Source organism: Bradyrhizobium sp. WSM1417 (assembly GCF_000515415.1).
GTDB lineage: Bacteria > Pseudomonadota > Alphaproteobacteria > Rhizobiales > Xanthobacteraceae > Bradyrhizobium.
Map to the genome: position 1 here is coordinate 442,793 of NZ_KI911783.1, position 24,842 is coordinate 467,634.

The 24,842-nt window shown below is 64.1% G+C and carries 24 protein-coding genes; 5 read left to right on the top strand and 19 right to left on the bottom strand.

Features of this window, described 5'->3' with window-relative positions; genetic code table 11:
- Nucleotides 1–23: 23 nt before the first annotated feature.
- From BRA1417_RS0102260 to BRA1417_RS0102270, 3 genes are read right to left on the bottom strand one after another with little or no spacing between them, the layout of a single operon-like run.
- The gene (locus tag BRA1417_RS0102260; protein ID WP_027514419.1) at nt 24–1,016 is read right to left on the bottom strand and encodes an SGNH/GDSL hydrolase family protein; all 993 of its coding nucleotides are present in this window, start codon (nt 1,014–1,016) and stop codon (nt 24–26) included.
- 12 nt (nt 1,017–1,028) lie between these two features.
- Nucleotides 1,029–1,808 (bottom strand): lipolytic enzyme, encoded by a 780-nt coding sequence (locus BRA1417_RS0102265; protein WP_027514420.1) that lies wholly within the window; start codon nt 1,806–1,808, stop codon nt 1,029–1,031.
- The gene (locus tag BRA1417_RS0102270; protein WP_027514421.1) at nt 1,808–3,073 is read right to left on the bottom strand and encodes an OpgC domain-containing protein; all 1,266 of its coding nucleotides are present in this window, start codon (nt 3,071–3,073) and stop codon (nt 1,808–1,810) included. The genes BRA1417_RS0102265 and BRA1417_RS0102270 overlap by 1 nt, the downstream gene beginning before the upstream one ends.
- A 205-nt stretch (nt 3,074–3,278) precedes the next feature.
- On the opposite strand from BRA1417_RS0102270, the gene apaG reads away from it, so the two are divergent.
- On the top strand, nt 3,279–3,671 hold the full coding sequence (gene apaG, locus BRA1417_RS0102275; protein ID WP_027514422.1) for a Co2+/Mg2+ efflux protein ApaG: 393 nt from the start codon (nt 3,279–3,281) through the stop codon (nt 3,669–3,671).
- Nucleotides 3,672–3,729: 58 nt separating this feature from the next.
- Here apaG and BRA1417_RS0102280 read toward each other — a convergent pair whose 3' ends face one another.
- From BRA1417_RS0102280 to BRA1417_RS0102290, 3 genes are all read right to left on the bottom strand, one after another.
- Nucleotides 3,730–4,737, bottom strand: coding sequence for an Hsp33 family molecular chaperone (locus BRA1417_RS0102280; protein ID WP_027514423.1), 1,008 nt, complete (start codon nt 4,735–4,737; stop codon nt 3,730–3,732).
- Between the two features lie 239 nt (nt 4,738–4,976).
- Entirely contained in the window at nt 4,977–5,924 is a 948-nt protein-coding gene (argF, locus tag BRA1417_RS0102285; protein WP_027514424.1) for an ornithine carbamoyltransferase, read from the bottom strand.
- Nucleotides 5,924–7,126: an aspartate aminotransferase family protein gene (locus tag BRA1417_RS0102290; RefSeq protein WP_027514425.1), complete on the bottom strand. Its 1,203-nt coding sequence runs from the start codon at nt 7,124–7,126 to the stop codon at nt 5,924–5,926. Before BRA1417_RS0102290 ends, argF begins: the two co-directional genes overlap by 1 nt.
- A gap of 455 nt (nt 7,127–7,581) precedes the next feature.
- Between BRA1417_RS0102290 and BRA1417_RS0102295 the strand changes: the two genes are divergently transcribed.
- The gene (locus tag BRA1417_RS0102295) at nt 7,582–8,094 is read left to right on the top strand and encodes a GcrA family cell cycle regulator (RefSeq protein ID WP_007597869.1); all 513 of its coding nucleotides are present in this window, start codon (nt 7,582–7,584) and stop codon (nt 8,092–8,094) included.
- Between the two features lie 218 nt (nt 8,095–8,312).
- Here BRA1417_RS0102295 and phoB read toward each other — a convergent pair whose 3' ends face one another.
- From phoB to BRA1417_RS0102335, 8 genes are all read right to left on the bottom strand, one after another.
- On the bottom strand, nt 8,313–9,020 hold the full coding sequence (phoB, locus tag BRA1417_RS0102300) for a phosphate regulon transcriptional regulator PhoB (RefSeq protein ID WP_007597871.1): 708 nt from the start codon (nt 9,018–9,020) through the stop codon (nt 8,313–8,315).
- Nucleotides 9,021–9,043: 23 nt separating this feature from the next.
- Nucleotides 9,044–9,760: a phosphate signaling complex protein PhoU gene (gene phoU / locus BRA1417_RS0102305; protein WP_018456067.1), complete on the bottom strand. Its 717-nt coding sequence runs from the start codon at nt 9,758–9,760 to the stop codon at nt 9,044–9,046.
- 10 nt (nt 9,761–9,770) lie between these two features.
- The gene (gene pstB, locus BRA1417_RS0102310; RefSeq protein WP_027514426.1) at nt 9,771–10,592 is read right to left on the bottom strand and encodes a phosphate ABC transporter ATP-binding protein PstB; all 822 of its coding nucleotides are present in this window, start codon (nt 10,590–10,592) and stop codon (nt 9,771–9,773) included.
- Entirely contained in the window at nt 10,589–11,434 is an 846-nt protein-coding gene (gene pstA / locus BRA1417_RS0102315; protein WP_018456065.1) for a phosphate ABC transporter permease PstA, read from the bottom strand. The genes pstB and pstA overlap by 4 nt, the downstream gene beginning before the upstream one ends.
- A gap of 4 nt (nt 11,435–11,438) precedes the next feature.
- Nucleotides 11,439–12,428 (bottom strand): phosphate ABC transporter permease subunit PstC, encoded by a 990-nt coding sequence (pstC, locus tag BRA1417_RS0102320; RefSeq protein WP_027514427.1) that lies wholly within the window; start codon nt 12,426–12,428, stop codon nt 11,439–11,441.
- A gap of 98 nt (nt 12,429–12,526) precedes the next feature.
- On the bottom strand, nt 12,527–13,540 hold the full coding sequence (gene pstS / locus BRA1417_RS0102325) for a phosphate ABC transporter substrate-binding protein PstS (protein ID WP_027514428.1): 1,014 nt from the start codon (nt 13,538–13,540) through the stop codon (nt 12,527–12,529).
- Nucleotides 13,541–13,683: 143 nt separating this feature from the next.
- Nucleotides 13,684–14,982 (bottom strand): ATP-binding protein, encoded by a 1,299-nt coding sequence (locus BRA1417_RS0102330; RefSeq protein WP_027514429.1) that lies wholly within the window; start codon nt 14,980–14,982, stop codon nt 13,684–13,686.
- A 33-nt stretch (nt 14,983–15,015) separates the two neighbouring features.
- Complete coding sequence (locus BRA1417_RS0102335) at nt 15,016–16,071, bottom strand: lysylphosphatidylglycerol synthase domain-containing protein (RefSeq protein WP_027514430.1); 1,056 nt, start codon at nt 16,069–16,071, stop codon at nt 15,016–15,018.
- Nucleotides 16,072–16,420: 349 nt separating this feature from the next.
- Here BRA1417_RS0102335 and BRA1417_RS45925 point away from each other — a divergent pair, with 349 nt between their 5' ends.
- The gene (locus BRA1417_RS45925) at nt 16,421–16,552 is read left to right on the top strand and encodes a hypothetical protein (protein WP_256379135.1); all 132 of its coding nucleotides are present in this window, start codon (nt 16,421–16,423) and stop codon (nt 16,550–16,552) included.
- A gap of 129 nt (nt 16,553–16,681) precedes the next feature.
- On the opposite strand, the gene BRA1417_RS0102345 is transcribed toward BRA1417_RS45925, so the two are convergent.
- Nucleotides 16,682–16,978, bottom strand: coding sequence for a membrane protein (locus BRA1417_RS0102345; RefSeq protein WP_027514431.1), 297 nt, complete (start codon nt 16,976–16,978; stop codon nt 16,682–16,684).
- Between the two features lie 2 nt (nt 16,979–16,980).
- Complete coding sequence (locus BRA1417_RS0102350; RefSeq protein ID WP_027514432.1) at nt 16,981–18,375, bottom strand: OmpA family protein; 1,395 nt, start codon at nt 18,373–18,375, stop codon at nt 16,981–16,983.
- A gap of 164 nt (nt 18,376–18,539) precedes the next feature.
- Between BRA1417_RS0102350 and BRA1417_RS0102355 the strand changes: the two genes are divergently transcribed.
- Nucleotides 18,540–19,598: a polysaccharide deacetylase family protein gene (locus BRA1417_RS0102355; protein WP_027514433.1), complete on the top strand. Its 1,059-nt coding sequence runs from the start codon at nt 18,540–18,542 to the stop codon at nt 19,596–19,598.
- 102 nt (nt 19,599–19,700) lie between these two features.
- Nucleotides 19,701–20,501: an SDR family oxidoreductase gene (locus BRA1417_RS0102360; protein ID WP_027514434.1), complete on the top strand. Its 801-nt coding sequence runs from the start codon at nt 19,701–19,703 to the stop codon at nt 20,499–20,501.
- Between the two features lie 174 nt (nt 20,502–20,675).
- Here the strand turns inward: BRA1417_RS0102360 and boxB are convergent, their stop codons facing one another.
- The 3 genes from boxB to BRA1417_RS0102375 form a co-directional block, all read right to left on the bottom strand.
- A complete protein-coding gene (gene boxB, locus BRA1417_RS0102365) occupies nt 20,676–22,112 on the bottom strand; it encodes a benzoyl-CoA 2,3-epoxidase subunit BoxB (protein WP_027514435.1) in 1,437 nt (478 codons plus the stop codon).
- A 118-nt stretch (nt 22,113–22,230) separates the two neighbouring features.
- Nucleotides 22,231–23,919 (bottom strand): 2,3-epoxybenzoyl-CoA dihydrolase, encoded by a 1,689-nt coding sequence (gene boxC, locus BRA1417_RS0102370; RefSeq protein WP_027514436.1) that lies wholly within the window; start codon nt 23,917–23,919, stop codon nt 22,231–22,233.
- 81 nt (nt 23,920–24,000) lie between these two features.
- Entirely contained in the window at nt 24,001–24,822 is an 822-nt protein-coding gene (locus BRA1417_RS0102375) for an alpha/beta fold hydrolase (RefSeq protein ID WP_027514437.1), read from the bottom strand.
- Nucleotides 24,823–24,842 lie beyond the last annotated feature (20 nt).

Below are 24,842 nucleotides of genomic sequence, written 5' to 3' on the forward strand. Positions count from 1 at the left end.
CCGGCTTCGCGCCGGGACGCCAATTACATCGGCCGATAGGTCCGCACGTCCGCAGGCACGTTCACGCCGAGCTTGATCTGGCCGACGGAGCGGATGATGTCGTCGCCGAGGAGCTGGGCGAAGCAGGCATAGCCCCAATCGTTCATGTGCAGGCCGTCGGCGATCACGAAGCTCTCGACCGGAAGCGATTGCTTCTCGTGCCAATCGCGCATCACCTCGAAGCGCGGGAAGATGCCGACGTGACGGAGCTCGGCGACCTTGCCGAGCAGCTTCACCATCTTGCCGGCGCTCTCGGCGCGCTGGTTGACGGCGGGCGAATATTGCGGATCGACCAGCACGACGTCGGTGCCGCCGGCAGCCTGGATGCGGCTGATGCCGTCCTCGACCAGTTTGGCGGTATCGCCGGGATCAAGATTGCGCAGCACGGCATTGGTGCCGACCTGCCAGATCACCAGATCCGGATGTACGTCGATCACCTCTTTCTGGAGGCGCTTCATCATCTCGGGCGCGTCCTCGCCGCCGACGCCGGCATTGACAACAGTGATGTCGGCGGTCGGATAGTGCCGGTGCAGCTGCGCGGCAAGGCGATTGGGATAGTTGAACTCCGGCGAGCTCGCGCCGAATCCCGCGGTCGAGGACGAGCCGAACGCGACGATGACGACGGGCTGGCCGGCGACGAGCTTGCCCGCGACATGCGGCAGCGAGCCCATCGCCTTCGCGCCGCCCTTCGGCGACAGGCAGGGCACGCGGCTGAAGACATCGCCGGCGGACTTCGCGACCTGCTTCACCTTGTCGATGGCGCGCGCCGTGATGCCGCGCTGGTCGGGGGACGTCGCTGCGACGGCGGTCTGGGACGGTGAAGCGGAAGCCGGATCAGCCGACTGCTGCGGGGCCGGCGTTGCCTGCGCGGCCTGCGTCTGCGCGTGCGACTGCGAGGCCGGACTCAGCAACAGCAGCAGCGCTGCTGCGCGCACAGCCAGCCATGCCGTCAGGCAAAAAGGGCGGAGAGAACTCATTAACGCTAGACCTCAATTTTGCTGCTGGGCCGGCTCCAGATGGGCAGCGTCGATCACGAACTGTGCCAACGCCCGGCCAAGGCAATCATGGACCTGTTTCGCCAGCTCAGGCCCGCGCGACGGGCTGAACAGGTCGAACTGCCCCTGGTCATTCCACTGCCGCATGATCGCGAAACGATCGAACAGCGGAATATCGTGCTCCTGCGCCACCACCCGCATATTGTCGAGGTATGGCGGCACCGAGATCATGGTTTCGGTACGCGGACTGTACTGCAGATTCATCAAGACGACGTCAGCCCCTGCCTTTTGCAACGCAACAACCCCTTCGGTCACCGCGCCACGAAAATCGTCGGGATCAATGGCTCGAATAGCATCCACGGTCCCGGTCTGCCAGATGACCAAAGTAGGCGCTTTTGCTTCCATCAGCTTAACGAAGCTGGCGGCCGCCTCCTCGGCCGTTTTCTTGCTCTGTATTTCTACGGAGACGTGCACAGTCTCGGTCGGCGGCAGCTTGTCCTTCAGGATGGCCTGCATCCGCGCCGGATAAGAAGCGTCCTCGGAAGCCGGAATCGTGGTCGAGCGGCTGCCGATGACCAGGATTTCGAGCGGCTTGCCGGCCTTGATGGCATCGGCGACCTTGGGAAGCTGGCTTTCGGTGGTGAGCAGATAGGAGGGCACTTCACAGGCTGCGGGCGCGGCTGAAGCAGCCGGCGCAGCATCGTCCGCGCGCGCCGGAGGCGCGGCGAGACCACCGCACAGCAGGATCAGGCTCAGGAAAACCTTCGCCTTCATCAGCCCCCTCCCGCCATATCGGCGCTGCCGACGGCGCTTTTGGTTTTCGAACCGCTCTTGTCAGCCACCCGCTTGTACCACGAAATCAGCCAGGCCATGGCCCACATGATCAGGATTCCGGAGAGACTAATTAGCGCATGCATCACCGGGCCGCCCGAGACTTCGGCCAGGATGAAATGGCCGGCAAAGGCGAGAAAGACGCCGAGGCAGAATATCTCCAGGGAATGCGAGCCGCACAGGATCAGCGGCCGCAGCCAGGGCGATTTCAGGCCCGGCCAGTCCCGGGGCAGGACCCGCACGGTGAGCGCAGCCAGCGCCAGGAAATGCGTGAAGCGCAGCACGTCGAGGTCGGCCTTGTCGATCGGATACATCCACTGCTCGAGCCGCTTCGGCATGAAGTGGGAGAGCTGCGGCACATACCAGGTCAGCGTCACGTAGAATGCCGCGACCAGATAGGCGATCGCGATCCACATCGTCACCCGCGAAGCCAGAATGTGCGACATGCGTCGCGCCCCCCCGAGCGCGCACCATGCCCCGAACACGAACAGCAATTGCCAGGCGAAGGGATTGAAGGCCCAGAAGCCGTTCGGATAGGCCGACAGATAGAGGTCGTATTCCCAGGTCACCGCGTAGAGCGCAACCGAGAGGCCGAGCGTCACGTCGGGGCGCCACTTCATCAGCCACAGGATCAAGGGCAGCGCCAGCATCAGCACGATGTAGAGCGGCAGCACGTCCATGTTGACGGGGCGGAAGCGCAGCAACAGCGCCTGCACGATCGTGACGTCGGGCTGCTTGAGGAAATCCATGATGCCCATCTCTTCGGTGTAGAGCGGGTTCTCGAACCTGGTCGCGACGTAGGAGATTTCAGCAAGGAAGATCGTGAACAGGAAGACGTGGGCGACATAGATCTGCCAGACGCGCCGCAGGATGCGCGCGGAGGCGACGACGATGCCGGACTCCAGCATCGCCCGACCGTAGACAAAGGCGGCGGTATAGCCGGAGATGAAGATGAAGATCTCGGTGGCGTCGCTGAAGCCGTAATTGCGGATCGTGAACCAGGTCAGAAGGCTCGGCGGCAAATGGTCGATGAAGATCAGCCACAGCGCGAGGCCGCGGAACAGGTCGAGCCGGAGCTCGCGCTCGCCGATGGCGGGCAGCGAAATGGCCGGCGCGGCCGCGCGCCGCTTCGTCCCCGCGGATTTGACCTCCACAGGTTTGGCGGTTCCCGCGATCGTCGATCCCGTCACTTGGTCGGCAATGGTCATCGGGGGCCTAAAAACCCTTCCGCAAATCGCGAGGTGGCAAGGAGTGTATCGGTCCGGCCGTCATCTCGCAAAGCGACCGGATCACATGCAAATACACTTGCAAATACACTTGGACGTGTCCTTCCCTGCGAATTCTGGCGGGACGATGTCGGCAGGACCGGCTCCGGCATTTGGTTCCCGGGCGGATTTCGGTATGATGGCAATCATGTACCGCGCCGTGACCCGCCAGATCGAAGTGACCGTCGAGCCGAACTTTGTTCCGGAGCAGTCGTCGGCCGACCGCTCCCGTTATTTCTGGGCCTACACCATCGTCATCACCAATTCCGGCGACGAGACCGTGCAGCTCAAGACGCGGCACTGGATCATCACCGACGCCACCGGCCGGCAGCAGGAGGTGAAGGGCGAGGGCGTCGTCGGCGAGCAGCCGACGCTCGCGCCTGGCGAACGCTTCGAATACACCTCCGGCGTACCGCTCACGACCGCCTCCGGCTTTATGACCGGCCGCTACCAGATGGTCAGCGCAACCGGCGAACGCTTCGAGATCGACGTGCCCACGTTCTCGCTGGACAGCCCGGACAACAAGAGGGTGTTGAATTAAGGTCTGAGATGGTGGGCACGCTTCGCTTTACCCGCCCTTACGGCACTACGGCACCGCGCTACGCGTCCTCGACGCCCGCCTCATCCGGTGTGAACTCGTACACAGAGCTGCAGAACTCGCAGGTCACGACGACCTTGTCGTCCTTGACCATCGCGGCACGGTCGTCGGACGAAAAGCTCTTCAGCATCGATGCCACCGCATCGCGCGAGCAGGAGCATTGCGCCTTCAAGGGCAGCGGATTGAACACGCGCACGCCGCGTTCGTGGAAGAGACGGTAGAGCAGCCGCTCGCCGGAGAGCTCGGGATCGATCAGCTCGACGTCTTCGACGGTCTCGATCAGCGAGCGCGCCTCGACCCAGGCATCGTCTTCAGCAACGGCATGCACTTCTACGCCTTCGGGCGCATCGCCGGGATGCAGATCGGCCTGCCGCGCGCGCTCGGGCGCCTTCGGCAGGAACTGCATCAGCATGCCGCCGGCGCGCCAGCGATGCTTGCCGCCGTCGTTCGAGCGCCACTCCTCGCCCACGGCAAGGCGCACGCGGGTCGGGATCTGCTCGGAGCGCAGGAAATATTCGTGAGCGGCGTCTTCCAGGCTGCCACCGTCGAGCGCGACCAGGCCCTGGTAGCGGCTCATGTCGGGGCCCTGGTCGATGGTCATGGCGAGATGACCGTGCCCCAGCAGCGCGCCGGAATCTTTTGCATCGCCGAGGCGCGCGGCGTCGTAGCGCGCATAGGCGCGCAGACGATCGGGCGCCTGGTAGTCCACGACCAGGAACGACACCGGACCGTCGGTCTGGGCCTGGAGGATGAAGCGGCCCTCGAACTTCAGCGCCGAGCCGAGCAGCGTGGTCAGCACGATGGCCTCGCCGAGCAGCTTGCCGACCGGCGCCGGATAATCGTGCTTGGTCAGGATCTCGTCGAGCGCCGGACCAAGCCGCACCAGCCGACCGCGCACATCGAGCGCGTCGACCTCGTAGGGCAGCACGGCGTCATCGATCGGAACCGCGGATGGCGCGCGAACCGGGCCCTCGGGCCCGGTTTTCATGTCAGGGGATTGGGAAACCATGGCGCTTTATCTGGGGTCGGAAGGCGGAATTGGAAGGGGGGTGAGGGCAGCCCATCTGGACACTGGTTTGATCACGATACGGCAAATTCAGTGCCGTCCTGGCGAAAGCCAGGACCCATTACCCCAGGGAGAAGTCGCGGCATGCGATGACAATTTCCGATCTTCGCCAAACCACGGCCGGTGGTAATGGGTCCTGGCTTTCGCCAGGACGACGATCCAAAACTACTTCACCGGCCCGGTTACTTCACCGCGTCGAAGCACCAGGCCAGAATGCCCTTCTGCGCGTGCAGGCGGTTTTCGGCCTCGTCGAATACGACGGATTGCGGACCGTCGATCACCTCGTCGGTGACCTCCTCGCCGCGATGGGCGGGCAGGCAGTGCATGAACAGCGCATCGGGCTTGGCCAGCGACATCAGTTGGGCATTGACCTGATAAGGCTTGAGCACGTTATGGCGATGCTCGCCTTCCTTGTCGCCCATCGACACCCAAGTGTCGGTCACAACACAATCGGCGCCGCGCACGGCGGCTTCGGCATCCGTGCCGAGCATGATCGGCGCGCCGGTCGCCTTGATGAAGTCGCGCATCGCCTTTTTCGGCGCGAGCTCCGGAGGCGTCGCGACATTGAGCTGGAACTTGAAGCGCTCGGCGGCGTGCGCCCACGACGCCAGCACGTTGTTGTCGTCGCCGGTCCAGGCCACGGTCTTGCCCTCGATCGGGCCGCGATGTTCCTCGTAGGTCATGAGGTCGGCCATCACCTGGCAGGGATGCGAGCGCCGCGTCAGGCCGTTGATGACGGGTACGGTGGCGTTCGCCGCAAGCTCCAGCAGGGCGTCGTGATTGAGGATGCGGATCATGATGGCGTCGACATAGCGCGACAGCACGCGCGCGGTGTCGGCGATGGTCTCGCCGCGGCCGAGCTGCATCTCGGCGCCGGTGAGCATGATGGGCTCGCCGCCGAGCTGGCGCATGGCGACGTCGAAAGACACCCGCGTCCGCGTCGAGGGGCGCTCGAAGATCATCGCCAGCGTCTTGCCTTCGAGCGGCCTGACCGGCTGATGCGCCTTCTGCTTCGCCTTCATCGCGGTGGACGCGGCGAGCATGCGCTTGAGCTCCGACAGCGGCAGCTCGTTGATATCGAGGAAGTGCTTCGGTGTTTTGTTGGGTGTTTTATCGGACGACTTGCTCATCAGCTTGCCGCCCGCTTGTTGCCGGATAACGCGGTGCAGGCGCGCTCGAGCCGCCCGACGCTGTCCTCGATCTCGGCTTCGGTGACGATCAAAGGCGGCAGGAAACGCACGACATTGTCGCCGGCACCGACGGTGAGCAGCCTTTCGGCGCGCAATGCTGCAACGAGATCGCCCGAAGGCACCACGGCCTTGATGCCGATCAGAAGGCCCTCGCCGCGCACTTCGCTGACGACGTCAGAGTGGCGGTCGATCACGGAAGCGAGCTTCTGCTTCAGCAGCAGCGACATCCTCTGCACGTGGTCGAAGAAGCCGGGCTTGAGCATGACGTCGAGCACGGCGTTCGCAGCCGAGATCGCGAGCGGATTGCCGCCGAAGGTCGAGCCGTGCGAGCCCGGCGTCATGCCGGACGCTGCTTCCGCGGTCGCGAGGCAGGCGCCGATCGGGAAGCCGCCGCCGAGCGCCTTGGCCAGCGACATCACGTCGGGTTCGACGCCAAGGCGGCGGTACGCGAACAGATCGCCGGTGCGGCCCATGCCGGTCTGCACCTCGTCGAAGGCGAGCAACAGACCCTTCTCGTCGCAGAGCTGGCGCAACGCCCTCAGGAAGGCGGGCGTTGCCGAACGCACACCGCCCTCGCCCTGGATCGGCTCGATCAGGATGCCGGCGGTCTGCGGACCGATCGCCTTTTTCACCGCGTCGATATCGCCATGCGCAACTTGGTCGAAGCCCTCCATCGGGGGGCCGAAACCTTCGAGATATTTTGCCGAACCCGTCGCGGCCAGCGTCGCCAGCGTGCGGCCGTGGAAGGCGCCTTCGAAGGTGATGATGCGATAGCGCTCCGGATGCCCGTTGGAGAAGTGATAATGGCGGACCAGCTTGATCACGCATTCCAGCGCTTCGGCGCCGGAATTGCAGAAGAACACGAAATCCGCAAAACTTTCATTGCACAGACGCGCGGCGAGCTTTTCGCCGTCCGGGCTCTGGAATAGGTTCGACATGTGCCAGAGCTTCGTGGCCTGCTCCTGCAACGCCGCGACCAGCGCCGGATGGGCATGGCCGAGCGCATTCACCGCCACCCCGGAGGTGAAATCGAGATAGCGCTCGCCATTGGTCGCGATCAGCCAGCAGCCTTCGCCACGCTCGAAACCGAGGTCGGACCTGGCGAAAACGGGGAGCAAATGCGGCGCTGCGCTGTTAGTCATGAGAGTCACTTGAATGTTGCGGACGGTGTGAGCGTGCATTGCGCAACGCACCATCGACCGGCCCGGAAAACGAAACGTGCCGCCTCTTGAGGGCGGCACGTGCGACTATCTTAGGCCTGGTGAAACGGGTGTCAATGCCGCCCGGAAAGCCTCGCGAAACGCTGAATCCGTAGTCTTGCGGTGCCGATTTTGCGAGATTTAGCCACGGAACATGTGGAAGCGAGTCGGCGGACTCTTGCGCGGGAGTCACGCCATATTGTAGCGTTTGGATTGTCAGATACGACATCTCGTGCAGTGGTTCTGATCTTTAAGTCCTTATGTACCGGCGTAAACGTTCGGGCGTTCAAGACGCGCCCGGCGAGCCTTAAGGGATTCTGGCGGCACGGGTTTTTGAAGGCTTAGGCATTCGCTGCGAGGCCCCAGGATGGCTGGCGCGCAGCGAGGGAAAGGGTGCAATGACGGTTTTGACCTGGTCCGATGATCGCGTCGAGCAGCTGAAAAAGCTCTGGGAGGCCGGACTTTCGGCCAGCCAGATCGCGGCGGAGCTCGGCAATGTGACCCGCAATGCCGTGATCGGCAAAGTGCACAGGCTCGGCCTTTCGGGCCGCGCCAAGAGCCCATCATCGGCAGCGCCGCGGCCGCGCAAGGCGCGCCCCGCGCAGCACATGATGCGGGTGAGCCGCCCGATCTCGCGCGGCAACACCGCGCTGGCGCAGGCCTTCGAGGTCGAGGCTGAGCCGGATCCGGTCACCTACGACAACGTGGTGCCGATGAGCCAGCGGCTGTCGCTGCTGGAATTGAACGAGGCGACCTGTCACTGGCCGGTCGGCGACCCCTCGAGCCCTGACTTCTTCTTCTGCGGTGGACGGGCGTTGTCCGGCCTGCCCTATTGCGCCCAGCACTCGCGCGTCGCGTACCAGCCGGCGTCGGATCGGCGCCGCGCACCGGTGAAGCCGGGTCCGCGGTAATCACGGCAAGTCGTCGCGCGAAGACAGTTCAACAATTTCAGTGTCGTCCTGGCGAAAGCCAGGACCCATACTCCGAGCACGCAGTAGTCGTGCGAAAGGGTCACTCCGAGTCTTCGCCAAACCACGTTCGGTGGTTATGGGTCCCGGATCAGCGCTCGCTTGTCCGGGACGACGTCGAAGAATTCGGGGACAGCTCGCCAACAAACAAGCCTGCAACCCTACACCTGCTCCGCCTTGGCAAACCGATCATCCAGCGCGTAGCCGGCGCCGCGGACGGTGCGGATCGGATCCTGCTCGCGGCCGAGATTGAGCAGCTTGCGCAGGCGGCCGATATGCACGTCGACGGTACGCTCGTCGATATAGATGTCGCGGCCCCAGACGCTGTCGAGCAGCTGCTCGCGCGAAAACACCCGGCCCGGATGCTCCAGGAAGAACTCCAGCAGGCGATATTCGGTCGGACCGAGATCGATCGGCCGGCCCGAGCGCGCCACGCGGCGCTTGTCACGGTCGAGCTCGATGTCGCCAAAAGCAAGGACGGTGGCGAGGCGCTCCGGGCTCGCGCGCCGCAGCAGGCCCTTCACGCGCGCGAGCAGCTCCGGCACCGAGAACGGCTTGACGATGTAATCGTCGGCGCCGGTCGCAAGACCACGCACCCGCTCGCTCTCCTCGCCGCGCGCGGTGAGCATGATGATCGGGAGCTGCTTGGTCTCGGGACGGGTGCGAAGCCGCCGGCACAATTCGATGCCCGACAGGCCCGGCAGCATCCAGTCGAGCACGATCAGATCGGGGATGTGCTCCTTGAGGCGGGTGTCGGCGTCGTCGCCGCGCATCACCGTCTCGACGTCATAGCCGTCGCCTTCGAGGTTGTAGCGGAGAAGCTCGGTCAGGGCTTCCTCGTCCTCAACCACCATAATGCGTGCGCCCATCGGGTCGTCGCTCCTTAAAGTCTTCAGGTGTTCGGTACCGTGTTGGCGAAGGTCGTCATGTCGCCCTTCGGCCGCTTGTCGGTGATCGCCTGGCCCTCGATCATGTAGAACACGGTCTCGGCGATGTTGGTGGCATGGTCGCCGATCCGCTCGATGTTCTTGGCGCAGAACATCAGGTGAATACAGAACGAGATGTTGCGCGGATCCTCCATCATGTAGGTGAGAAGCTCGCGGAACAGCGAGGTGCAGATGGCATCGACCTCCTCGTCGCCCTTCCACACCGCCATCGCCGCCGGCAGATCATGCGCGGCATAGGCGTCCAGCACCGACTTGACCTGCTGCTGCACGAGGTCGGTCATGTGCTCGAGGCCGCGGAACAACTTGAGCGGATGGAAATCCGTCTCCAGCGCCGCGACGCGCTTGCCCATGTTCTTGGCGAGGTCGCCGATGCGCTCGAGATCGGTCGCGACGCGCATGGCGCCGACGATCTCGCGCAGATCGACCGCCATCGGCTGGCGCCGGGCGATGGTGAGCACCGCACGCTCCTCGATGCGCTTCTGCAGCGCGTCGAGCTCGGTGTCGATGGCGACGACGCGCTGCCCGAGCGGGACGTCGCGGCGGATCAATGCGTCGACGGACTCGACGATCATGCGCTCGGCGATGCCACCCATCTCGGCGACCAGGCGCGTGAGTTCCTGGAGGTCGGTGTCGAAGGCCTTTGCGGTATGTTCAGAACCCATTTCGCGTCTCCTAGCCGAACCGACCGGTGATGTAATCCTGCGTGCGCCGGTCGGACGGCGACGTGAAGATCTTGCTGGTGTCGTCGAACTCGATCAACTCGCCGAGATACATGAAGGCGGTCTTGTCGGAGACGCGCGCCGCCTGCTGCATGTTGTGGGTGACGATCGCGATCGTGTAATCCTCGGACAGCTCCTGGATCAGCTCCTCGACCTTGGCGGTCGAGATCGGGTCGAGCGCCGAACAGGGTTCGTCGAACAGGATCACCTCGGGCCGCACCGCGACGGTGCGGGCGATGCAGAGGCGCTGCTGCTGGCCGCCCGAGAGCGACAGGCCGGAGGCGTTGAGCTTGTCCTTGACCTCGTTCCACAGCGCGCCGCCGCGCAGCGCCTTCTCGACGCGGCCGTCCATTTCAGACTTCGAAATCTTCTCATAGAGACGGATGCCGAACGCGATGTTCTCGTAGATCGTCATCGGGAACGGCGTCGGTTTCTGGAACACCATGCCGACGCGGGCGCGCAGCAGATTGAGGTCCAGCTTGCCGTCGAGGATGTTGGTCTGGTCGAGCATGAGCTGACCGGTGGCGCGCTGGCCGGGATAGAGGTCGTACATCCGGTTGAAGACGCGCAGCAGGGTCGACTTGCCGCAGCCTGACGGACCGATGAACGCCGTGACGCGGTTCGCGCCGAGCGTCAGGTTGATGTTCTTCAGCGCATGGTGCTCGCCGTAATAGAAGTTCAGGTTGCGCACGGTCACCTTGGGGGGCGCCTCGGGCAGCACCGCCGCGTGCGGCAGTCCACCGGACGCGCTCATCGATACGGAAAGATCACTCATTTTGCGGTCCTCTCGGCGCCAAGGATGCGCGCGAAAATATTAAGGGCAAGAACGGTCAGGGTGATGAGCAGCGCCCCGCTCCAGGCCAACTGCTTCCAATAGGCATAGGGGCTCTGCACGAAGTTGTTGATGGTCACAGGCAGGTTCGCCATGGTCTTGTTCAGGCCGAGGCTGAAGAACTGGTTCGACAGCGCGGTGAACAGCAGCGGCGCGGTTTCACCGGCGACGCGGGCGGTCGCGAGCAGCACGCCGGTGATGAGACCCGATCGGGCAGCACGATAAGCGATCCGCTTGATCACCAGCGAACGCGGCAGGCCGAGCGCCGAGGCCGCCTCGCGCAACGCGTTCGGCACCAGCAGCAGCATGTCCTCGGTCGTGCGCAGCACCACCGGGATCACGATGACCGCGAGCGCGAGCGAGCCTGCGATCGCCGAGAAGCCGCGCATCGGCACCACCACCGCGCCGTAGATAAACAAGCCGATGATGATCGACGGCGCCGAGAGCAGGATGTCGTTGATGAAGCGGATCACCGAGGTCAGCCGGTCGTTGCGGCCGTATTCGGCGAGATAGGTGCCGGCGAACATGCCGAGCGGCGCGCCGATGCCGACGCCGATCACGGTCATGATCAGCGAGCCGACGATGGCGTTGAGCAGACCGCCCTCGTTCGATCCCGGTGGCGGCGTATTCTCGGTGAACAGCTGGACATTGAGTCCCGCCAGTCCGTTGTAGAGCAGCGTGATCAGGATCAGCGCGAGCCAGGTGACGCCGAAGGCGGTTGCGGCGATGCAGAGCCCGCGGACGACGATGTCCTTGCGGCGGCGGCGTGAATAGATCGGATTCATGGCGCTAGTTCCCCGCCTTCTTTTCCAGCCGCATCAGCATCAGCCGCGCCGCGGCGAGCACGAAGAAGGTCAGCACGAACAGCAGGAGGCCGAGCAGGATTAGGCCGGACTGGTGCAGGCCGTCGCTCTCGGCGAACTCGGATGCGATCGCCGCCGAGATCGTGGTGCCCGGCGCGAAGATCGACGACGAGATCCGGAACGAGTTGCCGATGATGAAGGTCACCGCCATGGTCTCGCCGAGCGCGCGGCCCAGCGCCAGCATGACGCCGCCGATGACGCCGACGCGGGTGTAGGGGATCACCACGCTGCGGACGACTTCCCAGGTGGTGCAGCCGACGCCGTAGGCGGCTTCCTTCAGGACCGGAGGCACGGTCTTGAACACGTCGACCGAGATCGAAGTGATGAAGGGCAGCACCATGATGGCGAGGATCAGCGCGGCATTGAACAGGCTGAGATAGGACGGGGGACCTGCGAAGATCGCGCCCAGCACGGGCACGCCGTCGAAGATCTTGATCATGAAGGGCTGGAACGTGTTGGCGAGGAACGGACCCAACACGAAGAAGCCCCACATGCCGTAGATGATCGAGGGGATGCCGGCGAGCAGTTCGATCGCCATGCCGATCGGGCGGCGCAGCCATTGCGGGCAGAGCTCGGTGAGGAAGATCGCAATGCCGAGACCCACGGGAATGGCGATCAGCATCGCGATGAAGGAAGTGACGAGCGTGCCGTACATCGGCCCGAGCGCGCCGAGCACCGGCGGATCGGCGGACGGCGCCCAGCGCTGCGTCCACAGGAAGGAGACGCCGTATTCCTTCATCGCCGGGAAGGCGCCGACGATCAGCGAAACGATGATGCCGCCGAGGATCAGAAGCACCGAGATCGCGGAAAGCCGCGTGATCCAGTAGAAGGTGACGTCGCCGAGCTTGAACGCACTCAAGGCCTTGGCGCGATCATACGGTCCGGCGTCGTCGATTACATCGCTCTGAACGGCCATCTCTGCCACGCCGATCCCCTGTACCAAATAGTATACGTTTTTTGTTGGTCCGTGCCCCGGATGCGGCGCAGCGCATCCGGGGCACGAGCGTCGCGAGCCTAGCTCTTGATGTCGGCAGCCCAGGTCTTCTCGATCAGCTGAACGACCGGGTCCGGCATCGGGATGTAGTCGAGCTCTTCAGCCGCCTTGCCGCCGCTCTTGAAGGCCCAGCGGAAGAACTTGATGGCTTCCTGCGAAGCCGCCTTGTCGGTGGCGTCCTTGTGCATGAGGATGAAGGTCGCCGCCGTGATCGGCCAGGACTTCTCGCCGGGCTGGTCGGTCAGGATGACGTAGTAGCCGGGAGCCTTGGCCCAGTCGGCGTTGGAGGCGGCCGCCTGGAAGGCTTCGACGGTGGGCTGCACCGACTTGCCGGCCTTGTTGACGAGACCGGTGTAGGTCAGCTTGTTCTGCTTGGCATAGGCGTACTCGACATAGCCGATCGAGTTCTTGGTCTGGCCGATGTTGCCCGACACGCCTTCGTTGCCCTTGGCGCCGACGCCGACCGGCCACTCGACGGCGGTACCCTCACCGACCTTGCTCTTCCAGTCCGCGCTGGCCTTGGCGAGGTAGTTGGTGAAGTTGAAGGTGGTGCCCGAGCCGTCCGAACGGCGGACCACGGTGATGGCCTCCGAGGGCAGCTTCACGTTCGGGTTGAGCTTCTTGATCGCCGCGTCGTCCCATTTGGTGATCTTGCCGAGATAGATGCTGGCCAGCGTCTCGCCGTCGAACACCATTTCACCGGGCTTCACGCCCTCGATGTTGACGACGGGAACGATGGCACCCATCACCATCGGCCACTGGACGAGGCCGTCCTTCTCGAGCTGCTCGGCCTTGAGCGGCGCGTCGCTGGCGCCGAAGGTCACGGTCTTGGCCTGGATCTGCTTGATGCCGCCGCCGGAGCCGATCGACTGGTAGTTCAGACCGTTGCCGGTCTCCTTCTTGTAGGCGCCGGCCCATTTGGAATAGATCGGGAACGGGAACGTCGCGCCGGCTCCGGTGATGTCGGCAGCAAAGGCCGCCGTCGTCGATGCGGCGACCATGCCAGCAGCGACGAGTGTTTTGAGGAAATTCATGCTGGTCTCCATACAGGGGAGCGAAGCGCCATCCGCGCCCGATCGCGCTCCCCGTGCCGCCCCTTTAGGAGCGGACAGCTGAGCTTTTACGAAGGTTTGGTGACAGTCGGATGACAGTGTTAAGCAACTGAAATTGCTCGAATTTAGCTCAGAGCCGCAGGCCTGACCTGGGGAAAACAGGCGGTGAAAGTGGCGCCCTGTTTGGGCACACTTTCGATCAAAAGCCGGCCGCGATGGCGGTTAAGAATATGTTTCACCAGCGATAATCCGAGGCCCGTGCCGCCCTGCGAGCGGCTGTCGCCGACATCGACCCGGTAGAAGCGCTCGGTCAGCCGCGGCAAATGTTCCGGCGCGATGCCGGGGCCGAAATCCCGGACCAGGACCCGGATTTCCTGAGTTCCATCAGGGGCGGAACTGGACGTCAGCGACACGATGACGCGACCGCCCGCGGCGCCGTATTTGAGCGCGTTCTCGATCAAATTCTCGAACAGGCGGAGCAGCTCCTCGCGGTCGCCCGCGATCAGCACCGGGCTCTCCGGCAGCTGGGTCTCGACCTCGACCTGGCGTTCCCGCGCCAGTGGCTCGAGTCCATCGGCGACCTGCAAGATGATCGGCAGCAGGTCGACCAGGGTGTCGGGCCGCACATGGGCCGACAGCTCCACCCGCGACAGCGACAAGAGATCGTCGATCAGGCGGGCCATCCGGGTGGCCTGATTGTGCATGATGCCGAGGAAGCGCTCGCGCGCCTTGGGATCGTCCTTGGCCTGGCCCTGGAGCGTGTCGATGAAGCCGGACAGCGCGGCCAGTGGCGTGCGCAGCTCGTGGCTGGCATTGGCGACGAAATCGGCCCGCATCTCCTCGACCCGGCGCAGCGGCGTCTGGTCGTGAAAGGTCATCAGCATGCATTTGTCGGCGCCGCCGAAGGTCGTCGGCACCGGCACCGGCGTGATGGTCAACTCCATCCAGCGATCGACCGGGACATGGTCGAGATAGGTCGCGCGCCGCGGCTCGGTGGTCGCGATCGACTCGCGCAGCGCCGTGATGATCTCGGGCGAGCGCAGCGCGAACTGGGCGAGCTCATTCCGGCGCAGCGCCGGCGCGAGCTGGGCGGCCGCGGTGTTGAGATGGATGACGCGGCCGGCGCGGTCGAGCAGCACCGCGGGATCGGGCATGCCGGCGACAACAGCGGCCACCGCCGCGCTCTCGACCGGGTTGACGCGGCGGGTCTCTTCGCGCGAGGCGGCGGTATCGTGCAGGCGCCAGGGGATCAGCGCTGCGGCCGCGATGCAGAGCAACACCGCAATCGCATGCAGTGCCGACAATTCGCCCAGCGAGACCACCACCGACAGCGCCAGCGCCGCGGCGATCAGGATGACGGTCGAGTGCCGCAGCCGGTCGGACCAGGGCTGGGAGGAGGGAGAAGATGGGGCGTCGATCGCCATCGGGGCGGGCTTCTCCAAAGGACCTTGCGCCTGTCAGGCGCCGCTGTCGCTGCGCTTTCTCACGTAAGCGGCTTCAGGTGCGGGGCCGGGGTCGAGCTTGAGCGCGGCCTGCTGCAGGCGTTTCGACCGTGCGCCGATGATAACTTCGCGAAACGTCAGCAAGATTACAGAAATGACGAAAGGGGAGAGATAATAGAGGACGCGGAACAGCAGCATCCCGCCCAGCAGCTCCTCGCGGTCCATCTGCCAGAGCCCGACCAGCATGGCCGCGTCGAACACGCCAAGCCCTCCGGGCGAATGGCTGGCAAAGCCGAGCAGCGTGGCCGAGACGAAGATCACCGCGACCACCACGAAGCCGAGATTGGGCTCGTCCGGGACCAGCACGTACATCGCGAGCGCGCAGAAGCCGAGATCGATGATGCCGATCGCGATCTGAAGCAGCGTCAGCGGACCGCCCGGCAGCATCACGGTCCAGGGCCCGCGGCCGACCATCCGCGGCCGGGTCCAGACCCAGACCACGTACGCGACCAGCCCGACGATGATCATCATCGCCAGCATCCGGTTCAGCCAGGGCGGAAGCATGTCGATCGAGGCCGCGGCCTCCGGATGATAGGAGATGCCGAGGCCCAGCACCGCGGCATTGCCGAGCCAGAAGGTCAGGCCGGCGAGGAAGCAGATCTTTGCGACGTCGATCGCGTTCAAGCCGTAGGCGGAATAGATGCGGTAGCGCACCGCGCCGCCGGTGAAGACGCTGGCGCCGACATTGTGGCCGATCGAATAGCTGGTGAATGCAGCGAGCGCGTTGATCCGATAGGGCACGTGGGGGTGCCCTATCGCGCGCACGGCGAACAGGTCGTAGAAGGTCAGCGTGAAATAGCCCGCGGCGACGAACAAAGCCGCCAGCGCAATCTGGCTCGGCTCGGTGCTCTTGATCGCTTCGAGGACTTCGTTGACATCGATGCCGCGCAGCATGTGGTAGAGCACATAGCAAGCGATGCCGATGACCGCGACGCTGATCACAACTCCAAGCTTATGCAGGATTTGCTTCTGGCGCAGAAACGACATCGTCCTGCGTATGGCTTCCAGCATCTAAACCTCGAACAACGCTTCAGCGGCCAGGGTGGCCGGCGAACAGGCGGACGACACGCAGGCACCCGACGAATCCTCGCCGGCGGCTCCAGCATCGCGCATGCCCCCTGCCCCTCCACTAGCGCGTTTTGGGGCGGAGTGGAATTCGACAATTCGAACAAAAAGTCGTGGCTTCAAGGTTTTAGGCAGGTTGCGGGCTCCTGATGCACGGTTTGGCGCTTTCGGCGGCAAGCCTGACGCGAATCTCCATGGCAATCCTGCGCAGACGCCATGAAGTTTTGATGATTTCGGCCGTACAATGTTCCGTCACGGCTTAAGTCGAAATCAATCTATGGGCGGGATTCCGCTGTTGAAAGAGGGTCGCGCCGCGCGCGGCCGCCGCGGCGCGCACGATTACGTGGCCAACGGCTCGCGCTCGATCGTCCGGTTGCACTGCGACATCACAGACGTCATTGCGGCCGCCCGCCAGCGGCCGCGATGAGCACGTCGTTCGGAGGTAGCGTTCTGCTCAGGCCGCAAGCTGCGGGCGCACCGCCTCGATGCCCGCGATCTGATGGCAGAGCAATTGATGAGCGCGATAGCGGGCGCGTTTGCCTCTGAGCCCAGCGGCTCAGGCCGGCGGCATGCTGCGTGCGACCACCCGGTCGCGCAGCCAGGCGCCGATGGCGCCGCCGACGAGGTAGCAGGCGAACATGATCAGGCCGAGGTCGAGCCAGTAGCCGAAGCGACCGGGGACCACATGCGCGAGCGAGGCCGCGACCAGGCCGGCAACAAGCACGGCGAGCCAGCGCGCGGTCGCCTTCGAGGTGCCGTTGCCGCGTTGGACCACCGAGATCCAGCCCATGCAGAAGCCGAGCAGCAGCGAGCCGATCAGCCAGCCCAGATGGAACGAGACGAGATAGGGCATCGTCACCTCACCAGAAATTCGATGCGGCGGTTCTGCGCCTTGGCGTCTTCGCTGTCATTGCCGGCGACCGGCTGCGTGCTGCCGTAGCCGACCGCGGTGAAGCGGCTGGCAGGCAGGCCGGCCTTGACAAGATAGTCGATCACCGCCTGCGCGCGCTTCTCCGAGAGTGCCTGGTTGAAGGAATCCTCGCCGTCGGCATCGGTATGCCCGGCGACCTCGATATTGGTGGTGGGACATCGCAATGCCGTCTCGATCAGATGATCGAGAACACCGGCGGAATCCGGATCGATGTCGGCGCGCTTCGCCCCGAAGCGAATCTTGGCCTTGGCCAAAAGCTCGGAGAACAATTGCTGGCACACGGTGCCGTCGACCGGGCCGGCTGCGGGTTTCACCGTGATTTCCGGCTTGTATTGCCAGTTTTTTGGAAAGTCCTTGCCGAGGCTAGCGCGGATGTCGTTGGCGGCACCCTCATAGAGCGCATCGCCCGACAGCTTCACCTCGCGGTCGGACACGACGAGCGTGCCGGTCGACAGCCGCGACAGCGCGCCGAGCGCTGCGACCACGGCGGGGCTGAAGGAGCCGGGCGCGCCGACGCTGGCCTTGAGATTGTCGACGACCTTTTCGTTGAAGAATTTCCGCGACGCGCTGGTGGCGATGGCAGCGTGGGCATTGTTGTCGGGAACATAGCCGGTCAGCGTCACCGTCGCGGCCACCGGATCCTTGTAGGCCTGGAAGACGTAAGGCGGCGCCTTGACGTCGTTGGCGGCGATCGAAAAGCCCTCGGGCAGGTTTTTCAGCGCCGCGGCGACCGCTTCGCGACCGCCGATATCGCGCGCCATGCCCGACAGAGTGACTTTGGTGTCCGTGATCGTGATCTTGCCGTCCTTGAGCTTGCCGATCTGGTCGAGCAGCAGCATCGCGGCCGCCTCGAACCGCGGCGGTGCCCCGCGCGCCAAAACCATCTGATCGGCCACCTCGGTACCGGCGACCTCCTTGCGGGCCGCCTCAGTCAGGCGGCCCTTCATCGACGGCAGGGGCGCGGAGCCTGACAACGTCACCCGCACCACGTCGCGTTCGGCGTTCCAGACGAAGGGCTTTGCCTCGGGAACGAGGCGGGTCCGGTCGTCGACCAGGCGCACGCCGGGGACGGTCTCGACCGCCACAACAGCGTCGCGGCGACCCTCCTCGGAAAACGCGTCAGCAGCCAGGCTGACGTCGCGGCCGTCCACCGCAATCCGGGTCTTGTCCAGAACGGTATCCTTTAGCGCCGCCGAGCTGCGGGCGGAAAGGTCCGCCTCGACCGGCAAAGTGTTATTCCAGGCCGCAAATCCCCACATGACGACCAGGGGGATGAGCCCCGGCCACCATTTGCTGGCCCACCTGAAAAGCTTCTGCATTCGACGACCCGAACTCTGGAACCGGAGACAAAACAAACCCTTGGCGGGCTGTCAAACCGGAAATGACGCCCTTCCGAAGGCCGGGCGTGGACAATTGGAATAACTTTTTCTTCAAGGGTTCTTCCGTAAGTTGAAGACGGAATGCCAAAGTCCGCCAGCGGGTCATGAAACAACTCCGTAACAACGTCATCCGCGCCGGACTGGAAGCACTCTATTTCAGCGGCGCTCACCACCTGTTGCGTCCGCTTTTGTCGGGCGTCGGCGCCATTTTCATGCTGCATCACGTGCGGCCGGCCCGCACCGCGGCGTTCCAGCCGAACAGGCATCTCGAAGTCACCCCCGAATTCCTGCGCGCGACCCTGCGCCATCTGCGCTCGCGCGAGATCGACATCGTCAGCATGGACGAGCTGCATGATCGGCTGGTGCGGCGCCGGTTCGACCGCCGCTTCGCCGCCTTCACGCTCGACGATGGCTATCGCGACAATCTCGATTTCGCGCTGCCAGTTCTGCGCGAATTTGACGCGCCTCTGGCGGTCTATGTCGCCAGCGATTTCGCGGAGGGCACGGGTCGGTTGTGGTGGGAGGCGCTGGAGGCCGTGATCGCCAAGACCGAGCAGATCGAGGTGACAATCGGCAATGCCGCGCTGCGGCTCGATGCGACGACGCCAGCCGCCAAGCAGGCGGCGTTCGACCGCCTGCACGACTGGTTGCGCGCATTGCCCGGCGAGCACGATCTCAAGCGCGAGATCGAGGCGCTCTGCACGAAGTACGGCGTCGACATGGCCGCGCTGTGCCGCAGCCTCTGCTTGTCCTGGGACGAGGTGAAGACATTTGCCGCCGATCCCCTGGTCACCATCGGCGCGCATTCCATCAGCCATTGCAATCTCGCCAAGCAAAGCGAAGAGATCGCCACGCAGGAGATGGCCGTGAGCCGCGCGCGGATCGAGCAGGCGCTGGGTCGCAACGTCCAGCATCTTGCCTATCCCTATGGCGATCGCGAGGCGGCGGGCGAACGTGAATTCGTGCTCGCTGCATCCGCCGGCTTCAAGACCGCGGTGACGACTCGGCCCGGCATGCTGTTCGCCGAAAACGCCGGCCACATGACCGCGCTGCCACGCGTCTCGCTCAACGGCAATTACCAGGACACGCGGATTCTGCCGGTGCTGACCTCGGGCGCCGCGACCGCGATGTGGAACGGCTTCCGCAGGATCGCGGCGGCTTAAATCTCTCCGTCTTCGCTGCGCAACTCGGACGACGATGCGGCGCCTTTCTTGACTCCCCTCCCTACCCCGCTCAAAAGGTCGCCAAACACCAAGGGAGGCACCATGTTCAACGATCTGTTCTCGCTCAAAGGCCGCGTCGCGCTGGTGACCGGCGGTTCGCGCGGCATCGGCAAGATGATTGCGGCGGGATTTCTCAGCGCAGGGGCCGCGAAGGTCTACATCACCGCGCGCAAGGCCGGGCCTTGCGAAGCGACCGCGAACGAGCTCTCCGCGCAATATGACGGCGAATGCATCGCGCTGCCGATCGACATCTCGACCGTCGACGGCTGCGACAGGCTCGCTGGCGAAGTCATCAAGCTGGAGCCGAAGCTCGATATCCTCGTCAACAATGCCGGGGCTGCCTGGGGCGCGGAGTTCGATGAATTCCCCGAAAGCGGCTGGGACAAGGTGATGGACCTCAACGTCAAGTCGCTGTTCTTCCTGACCAAGGCGCTGGCCAAGCCGCTGCGCGCGGCGGCTTCGCATGAGCGGCCCGCCAAGGTCATCAACATCGCCTCGGTTGACGGCATCTTCGTCAATCCCGGCGAGACCTACTCCTATGCCGCGAGCAAGGCCGCGGTGATCCATTTGACGCGGCGCATGGCGACGAAACTGATCAAGGACAACATCAACGTCACCGCGATCGCGCCCGGCGCGTTCAAGTCCGACATGAACCGGGCTGCGCGCGACCATTCGGACGAGGTCGCCAAGCGCATTCCGGCGCGGCGGATCGGAACCGACGAGGACATGGCCGGCGTGGCGATCTATCTCGCCTCGCGCGCGGGTGACTACGTGGTCGGCAACACCATCGCGGTGGATGGCGGCGTGGTGTACGCGAACGCGGGGCTGGAGATCGCGGGGTAGGGGCTCGAGCCCGCCGCGCGGACAGTGCGCTCCCTCGCCCCGTTCTTACGGGGAGAGGGTTGGGGTGAGGGGCTCTCTCCGCGCGTGAGATTGTCGCCGCACCTGTACCCCCTCACCCGGATCGCAAGAGCGATCCGACCTCTCCCCGCAAGCGGGGAGAGGTGAAGAAGACACCTACGACTCGATCCTCACATACTCGAAATCGCCGGGCTTGTTGTCGATGCCGACCTTCGGGGGCGAGATCCAGGAGGCGAACTGGCCGGTCTCGGTGACGGGCTGCATCAGCGAGGTGATGAAGTCTCCGTCGGCGGTCGAGGGCAGCCATTCATCCTTGCGCTTCGCCCAGGTTGCGTCATCGATCAACAGACCATCCGGCGTCGCGTGGATGCCCTTGAACTCGCCGATATGGCGATGGAAGGCGACGTTGGGCAGCTTGAGCTGAAACTGGTAGCCCGCGGTCGAGATCACCTTGTTCCAGCGCAGCATGCCCTTGACGCAATCCTGGCTGTAATCGTCGCGCAGGCGCATGTTGAGCGCGGTCAGCGCCGGCTCGTCCACCAACTTGATCTCGCCATCGATGAACTTCAGCACCGGATAGGTCGCGTTCTTGAGCTGATGATCGTCGTCGATCTGGGTCTCGTGATAGCGGCCCTTGATGCCGGTATTGAAGGCGTTCGCCGCGTTGGTCGAGACTTCCGAGCCAAAGAGATCGAGCGACAGCGTGTAGTGCAGGTTCAGCTTCTTCTGGATGGTCGGCAGGTCGATCACACCGAGCGCGCGGACCTTCGCGATGTCGGTGGGATCGGTGATGCCGGCTTCGCGCATCGCATCGCAGGTGCGCTGCACGACACGCGTGATGCCGGTCTCGCCGACAAACATGTGGTGCGCTTCTTCCGTCAGCATGAAGCGGCAGGTGCGCGACAAGGGATCGAAGCCGGACTGCGCCAGCGAGTGCAACTGCATCTTGCCGTCGCGGTCGGTGAAATACGTGAACATGAAGAAGGACAGCCAGTCCGGCGTCGCCTCGTTGAAGGCGCCCAGCATGCGTGGCGAGTCAGCGTCACCCGAGCGGCGGCGCAACAAATCGTCAGCCTCTTCACGTCCGTCGCGACCAAAGTACTTTTGCAGTAGGTACACCATCGCCCAGAGGTGACGGCCTTCCTCGACATTGACCTGGAACAGATTGCGCATGTCGTACAGCGAGGGCGCGGTCTTGCCGAGGTGGCGCTGCTGCTCGACGGAGGCAGGCTCGGTGTCGCCCTGGATCACGATCAGACGGCGCAGCATGGCGCGATATTCACCCGGGACTTCCTGCCAGGCCGGCTCGCCAAAATGCTCGCCGAACGGCACGACGCGGTTCTCTTCCTGGGGAGCAAGGAGAATGCCCCAGCGATACTCGGGCATCCGCACGTAGTCGAACTTGGCCCAGCCGCGCGGGTCGACCGAATAGGCGGTGCGCAAGTACACCAGCGATTCCTGGAAGCCTTCCGGTCCCATGTCTTTCCACCAGTCCATGTAGCCAGGATGCCAGCCTTCCAGCGCCTTGAGCACCTGGCGGTCTTCGGCCAGATTGACGTTGTTCGGAATCTTGGTCGAGTAGTCGACGTTCATGATGTTCATGGAGGACCTCCCGTGTGGGACTAGTTCATTAAATCGCGGGCATCGAATTGTGGGATCGCGAATAGCGAGTGGCGAATGGCGTCTCTATTCGCCACTCCCCATTCGCGCTCTACACTCGCGTCATATCGAATTTCGGCTTCTGGCCACTGCCGTAGCGGCGCAGCGCGCCTTCCTCGCCGACCGCATTGGGGCGCTGGAAGATCCAGTTCTGCCACGCGGTGAGGCGCGAGAAGATTTTCGACTCCATCGTCTCGGGCCCGACGAAGCGCAGGTTGGCTTCCATGCCGGTGAGGCTGTCGGGCGAGAAGCTGGCGCGCTCCTCCAGGAACACGCGGACCTCGTCGTCCCAGTCGATGTCGTCGAGTGCGAAGGTGACGAGACCGAGCTCTTCGGCCTGCTCGGCGTCCAGCGCCGTGCCCATCGTGGCTTCCGCGCGTTCCACATCGGCCGGATCGGCCTGGAAGCGCGACTGAAGCCGCGTCAGGCCATGGCTCATCGGATAAGGGCCAAAATTCATTGCTGACAGTTCGATCGACGGCGGCGGGCGGTTGTCGCCCTGGCGCGTGCCGATCAGCATGTAGGAGCGGTCGGCGGCGAAGACGAGCTCGGCGAGTGTGCCGGCGAAGCAGGAGCCGGGCTCGACCAGTGTCACCAGCGTGCGCGAGGTGACGTCGATGCGCTTCAACACGCGCTTCCAGTAGTGCCTGATTTCGTTGACCAGCCAATGCGCCTTGTTGGCCTCGAGGAAGGCATCACAGGCAAGCACATGGGCGCGGTCGCCATGGCTCTTGAACACCAGCATTGCGATCTCGAGTTCGTTGATGCGCAAATGCAGAATGGCGTCGTCAAGTTCGCGCGCGACCTGGAGCGGCCAGAACGCGACACCCTGCGCCATCATGCCGTCGATGTCAGCGGGCGGCGCGGCTTCAGGCGCCTTGATCGAGATCGTGGCGATACGTGCGGCGCGGTCGATATCGACGGTGACAAAGCCATAGCGGATGCTGGTCTCGTCGATGATGCGCTTGAGCGGCGTCAGCGCGATGCCCTTGCCGTTGCCCTTGCGCTTCGAGGCCTGGGCGAATTCCCTGGCGCGCTCGGCAACCATGCCTTCGAGCTTGCTGTTCGGCGCGATCTCGTCGACCAGGCGCCATTGCACGGCGCGCTTGCCCTTCACGCCTTCTTCGATGGTGCAGAAGAAATCGGCGTGATCGCGGCGCACCTTGCGCTTGTCGACCACACGCGTGAGGCCGCCGGTGCCCGGTAGCACCGCGAGCAGCGGCACTTCGGGCAAGGCGACGGCGGACGCGCCGTCATCGGCAAGCATGATGTAGTCGGTGGCGAGCGCAAGTTCATAGCCGCCGCCGGCGGCCGCGCCGTTCACGACGGTGATGAAGCGCTGGCCGGAATTCTCCGACGAGTCTTCCATGCCGTTGCGGGTCTCGTTGGTGAACTTGCAGAAATTGACCTTGTGGGCATGCGTCGAGCCCGCAAGCATGCGGATGTTGGCGCCGGCGCAGAACACGCGGTTCTTGGCCGAGCGCATCACCACGACCTTCACCTCGGGGTGCTCGAAGCGCAGGCGCTGGACCGCGTCGGCAAGCTCGATGTCGACGCCGAGATCGTAGGAATTGAGCTTGAGCAGATAGCCCTCGAACAGGCCGCCATTCTCGTCGACGTCCATGGTCAGGGTGGCGACGTCACCGTCGACCGCGAGCTTCCAGTGCCGGTAGCGGGACGGCTCGGTCTGGAAATCGATGAATGTCGCGCCGCCTGCGAGGCGCCGATCTTCCCCGGCCATGGGCCACCCTTGAGCTTGATTATGCGTTTTGGCTGTCGTGTTAGATGCACAATAATGCACATTTTCGGACGAGTCTACCCCTTAAACGAGAGAACATGCATTTTGTTTCATGTCTTCGCGCAAGGCCGCTGCTGCAAATTGCTCAATCGCGTCAAGCGTCGCTCCCGGAGCTTCGCGATGCGGAGAATGCGCCGCGCCTGAAATGACTTCCAAATCGACCGGGCAATAGCATTCCTGCTGCGCGATCTCAGCCTGACGCAGCGTCCCGTATTGGTCGTTCGCGCCCTGCAGGATCATGACGGGGACGCGGATATAGGCGAGATATTCCGAGATATCCCAGTCGCGGAATTTCGGATCGAGCCAGGCGGCGTTCCAGCCATAGAAGGCGTTGTCGACGTCCTTGTGCCAGCGCGCGAGCTTTGACTTCAGGTCGGTGGTCTCGAAGGTAGTCTTGATGTCCGCAATCGACTTCACCGAGATGTCCTCGACGATGAAATGCGGCGCGATCAACACTAGGCCGTTGAGGCGATGATCCTGATGCGCGCCGGCATAGATCGTCGCGATCGAGGCGCCGTCGGAATGGCCGAGCAGCAGGCCGCGCCTGAAGCCGATCGCATCGAGAATCTTCGGCAGCACGTCCAGTGCCTCGCGGTGCATGTAGTCGAGCGGCCGCGGCAGCGCGATCTTGCTGGACTGGCCGTAGCCCGCGCGAGAATAGGCGAAAATGCCGAAGGAGGTGGCTTGCTGGAGCTTTTCCGGGAAGTCGCCCCAGAGGCCGACGGAGCCGAGGCCTTCGTGCAGCATGACGATGGTGGGTGCATCGGCGGATTGCGGCGCCAGCCATTTGTATTCAAGGCTGGCGTTACCGATGCTGAGAAAGCCGGTCGGGGAGAGGTTGGTCATGTTCTGTCGCTCTTCTCTCG